At 53.2% G+C, this 1,038-nt stretch carries 2 protein-coding genes; one reads left to right on the top strand and one right to left on the bottom strand.

The window, feature by feature from the left end; all coding sequences use genetic code 11:
• Window positions 1-107: 107 nt before the first annotated feature.
• A complete protein-coding gene (locus ACR0AY_RS21155) occupies window positions 108-770 on the top strand; it encodes a L,D-transpeptidase (protein ID WP_170516228.1) in 663 nt (220 codons plus the stop codon).
• A gap of 40 nt (window positions 771-810) precedes the next feature.
• Here the strand turns inward: ACR0AY_RS21155 and ACR0AY_RS21150 are convergent.
• Window positions 811-1,038 (bottom strand): hypothetical protein (locus ACR0AY_RS21150; RefSeq protein WP_170516230.1); only part of this gene is annotated, 228 nt, incomplete at its 5' end.

The following is a 1,038-nucleotide window of genomic DNA, read 5'->3' as shown; positions in this document are numbered from 1 at the left end:
GTTACCTGAAACCTCTTGAAGCTCTAGCTGCTAGAGGCTTTAAGACTCAAATTTGATCGCAAAAATGCGATGCAAATACATTCAACTTGTGAATCAGGACGAGATCTATGCTGACAAGGCGCCATTTCATTCAATCAACCACTGCGCTGTTCTCCGCATCTGCGGCCAGTCCATTGATCGCCAAAACATGGCCAACCTCGTCGCAAAAGACCTATTGGGACAGCCAGGTCACACCATTTGATTACGATCCGGCGACCTCGAATCCGTGGGGCGTTCATGACCGTTTTTTGCCACGACGTGTCCTAGCAAATGATGGTTTGGTTCCCGGTGACATCCATGTCGATGCCGTCGCACGATATCTTTATCATATCGAGGAAGGCGGGGCTGCAATGCGCTATGGCGTAGCGATCGCGCGGGGGAACCTTTACGAGCCCGGCACCTATGTTATCCGACGCAAGGTCGAGTGGCCGCATTGGACGCCAACTGCTTCAATGATTGAGCGTAACCCTGAGTATGCGGAATTCAGGGACGGCATGGAACCCGGGCCAAGTAATGCTCTGGGGTCTCGAGCCCTTTATCTATACGTTGGAAATCGAGATACTTATCTCAGAATTCACGGCACGCCTCAGCCTAGAAGCATCGGTGGTCGCGCAAGTTCTGGATGTGTTAGAATGATCATGGCCCATATCAATGATCTCTACCCACATGTAAAAATCGGCTCGACCGCATATTTATACTCGGCCGAAGATAGCGTCACAGCCCGCTCATAAATTTTGGGCAGCGTAGGTGGACGTCGCTGCCCTCTTTTTATCAGGCGTCGCGCGCGGCGCAGATCGGAGCGCCATTCGTCGCGCGCAATGGTACCAATGTCGTCTCGACAGGTCCGCTGTGCTCATACCAGAAGCAATTGTCTTCTGGCAAAAGGCGTGCCGTGGCCAGATCTTGCCCCGGCTCTGCCAGCGCAACAACTGAATCCGGCAGATTGCCTGGTTCAAGTGCTTTACTCTTGCCCCCTGTGAACTGGGCTGAGCAACCGGC

Source organism: Ruegeria sp. A5, from assembly GCF_056543005.1.
This window is presented reverse-complemented; position numbering and strand designations above follow the sequence as displayed.

Bases quoted from the DNA above. Each gene is read 5' to 3' on its own strand.
- ACR0AY_RS21155 (WP_170516228.1), top strand. From the start codon at position 108: ATGCTGACAAGGCGCCATTTCATTCAATCAACCACTGCGCTGTTCTCC.